The organism is Streptomyces hainanensis (genome assembly GCF_004348415.1).
GTDB classification, from domain to species: Bacteria; Actinomycetota; Actinomycetes; order Streptomycetales; family Streptomycetaceae; genus Streptomyces; species Streptomyces hainanensis.
Genome location: NZ_SMKI01000762.1, coordinates 1 through 2014 on the forward strand (window position 1 = coordinate 1; position 2014 = coordinate 2014).

Below are 2014 nucleotides of genomic sequence, written 5' to 3' on the forward strand. Positions count from 1 at the left end.
GGCGCGGGCGCCCCGGCCGCCGGCCCGCCCGCGCCCCCGCCCGGGTCGTCGACCAGCGGCGTCGCGCTGAAACTGCGCACCCCGAGGCGGGCGACCAGCACCGCGCAGGAACGGCAGTGCGGCGCGTAACTGCCGTGCTCCGGGTCGCCGTCCTCGCGGATGTGCCGGGTGGTGATGCCGGCGTCCCGCAGCGCCGCCCTGGCCTCCGCCAGGTCCGCCGCCCCGACCTGGTGCAGGTGGCGGGAGAGCAGGGCCGCCTCGGGGCAGCGGCCCAGGTGCCGTTCGCGCTGCCCCGGGCCGAGGCCGTCGTAGACGTCCTCGACGACCGGGTGCAGCTCCGGCGCCTCGGCGGCACGGGACGCCGTGCCGGTCAACGCGCCGCTCTCCGGTAGCGACAGGGCGGCGGCGGTGGTGGGCAGGATGCCGTCGCGGCGGTGCAGCAGCACGGGCGGCGGCGGCGCCGCGCCGCGCCGGTGTCGGCCGGGCTCGCCCGGCGCCGAGGCGTGAGAATCCACTATCACGAGTACGATCGTGCCACCGTCCACGCGACCCCATAGGCTGTGCGCGTACAGCGTGATGAATGCGGCAGGGGACGTTTACGCCATGATGACTGGGCGGATCGGGCAGCAGGCCACCCCACCGAACCGGGCGTATGCCGGACAGGTGGTGCAGTTTCCCGACCCTGTGCGAGCCGCTCGGTATCCACAGGGGATACGGGTGGACGCACAGGGTTACCCGGATTTCTCCCCCTACGCGAGAGCCGCGGCCGAGATCGCCGAACCACCGGACGGATTCGGCCTCGACGAACTGCGGCTGACGGACTACGTCTCCGCCAACGCCGCGATGCACGTCGCCGGCCACGAACTGTGGGCCGACCTGCCACCGGTCGCCACCCCGCACGGCTGGACGTGGCACCACGTCGCGAACTCCCGGCGCCTCCAGCTGGTGCCGGTCGAGGTCAAGGCGCTGCTGCGGCACCACGGCGGCCTCGCGACCACCGAGGTCGACCAGAACAAGCGCGGCACCCGGCCACTCGCCGATCCCCGCCCCGTCCACTTCAAGGTGCCGCACTCGGTCGCGGTACCCGAGGACCGGGTGCGGTCCGCCGAGGCCAAGCTCGGCTACCGGCTGCCCGACGCCTACCGCTCGTTCCTCAAGGCCGCCGGCGGCTGCGCGCCGGTCGGCGCGGCCCTCGACGCCGAACTCGGGCTGCTGATCGACCAGCCGTTCTTCACGCTCCGCGAGGAGGCGGCGGTCAACGACGTGGTCTACATCAACAAGTGCCTGCGGGACCACCTCACCAAGGACTACCTGGGCGTCGCCTTCGTCCACGGCGGGATCATCGCCGTCAAGGTGCGCGGCGAGGACCTGGGATCCGTCTGGCTCTGCCCGTACGACGACGTCAGGGACCGGGACGGCCTGGGCATCGCCCAGCGGGTCACCGAACTGCTGCTGCCGTGCGGGGCCGACTTCGACGACTTCCTGCTGCGACTGGCCGGCGACCCGCCGGAACTGGAGACGGTGGCGAAGCTGATGGTGGACGGCGGATTCGCGCGTGCCGTTCCGGTGGAGGGGTGAGCGGGATGGTGACGTTCGCGCAGGCGCAGGACCGTGCCGACCGGTGGGTCAACGGCGGCCCGGGCGGCGAACCGCGCCACGAGGTGCGGGTGCGGGAGTTCGCGCTCGGCTTCGTGGCCTGGGCCGAGGACTCGGCCGGCCACAGCCTCGGCGGCGGCCTGCTGGTGATAGCACGGGACAGCGGGGACACCACGCTGTGGCCGGCGCTGCCGGTCGGCGAGGTCATCCAGCGGTACGAGGAGGAGTACGGCGGCGTGGAGGAACCGGCGGGGCCGCCAGAGGCGGCGACGGAGCGGGTGGATCTCCACGCGACGTCCTTCCTGCTGACGCCGCCGCAGTGGCTCCAGGACGTGGCGGACGGCGCCAGCGGCGCCGGTGACACCGGTGACGGCGGCGGTGGCGGGCCGGTCGTCCCGGCCCCCACCCCACCCCCGAT

General features: G+C 73.9%; 2 protein-coding genes and 1 pseudogene. 2 read left to right on the forward strand and 1 reads right to left on the reverse strand.

What is annotated here, in order from left to right; translation table 11 throughout:
- The coding region (locus E1283_RS35655; protein WP_243745336.1) for a YwqJ-related putative deaminase at positions 1 to 521 on the reverse strand (521 nt) is incomplete at its 3' end.
- Positions 522 to 603: 82 nt separating this feature from the next.
- Between E1283_RS35655 and E1283_RS35660 the strand changes: the two genes are divergently transcribed.
- Both E1283_RS35660 and E1283_RS35665 read left to right on the forward strand, forming a co-directional pair.
- Positions 604 to 1578 carry an SMI1/KNR4 family protein gene (locus tag E1283_RS35660; protein ID WP_132822306.1) on the forward strand — a complete coding sequence of 325 codons (975 nt, stop codon included), beginning with the start codon at positions 604 to 606 and terminating at the stop codon, positions 1576 to 1578.
- 5 nt (positions 1579 to 1583) lie between these two features.
- Positions 1584 to 2014: pseudogene (locus tag E1283_RS35665) on the forward strand (SUKH-4 family immunity protein); the annotation flags it as partial.

What these genes read in the sequence shown, in the direction of transcription:
- E1283_RS35660 (WP_132822306.1), top strand. Translation starts at nt 604, where the DNA reads ATGATGACTGGGCGGATCGGGCAGCAGGCCACCCCACCGAACCGGGCG.